The 257-nt window shown below is 59.9% G+C and carries 1 protein-coding gene; it reads right to left on the minus strand.

Going from position 1 to position 257, the window contains the following annotated elements; all coding sequences use genetic code 11:
• Positions 1 to 257: hypothetical protein (locus tag RMT89_RS44095; protein ID WP_315889381.1), on the minus strand; the 257-nt coding region annotated here is incomplete at both ends.

The raw sequence follows: 257 nt of genomic DNA on the forward strand, positions 1-257 counted from the left end.
CGCTGGTCCTCATCAAGACCATCCAGCGCACCGCTTTCGCCGAGCCAACTCATCACGTCGATCTCCCAATCGTCCATCTCCACGCGCTGCAGCGGATGTTCGGCGGACAGACCGTTTTCATAGAAGCCGAACTTACGGCGCGCGACCTCTAGGCCTTCGCGCTGTGCCACAACCTCGAAAGCGTCGAGCTTCTTGATCGCTGCGCGGATGGAGTTGGCGCAGGGAATCGGCAGTGGTGATTTCCCGTCCAATTTGCG

This window comes from Streptomyces sp. P17, from assembly GCF_032436805.1.
GTDB lineage: Bacteria > Actinomycetota > Actinomycetes > Streptomycetales > Streptomycetaceae > Streptomyces.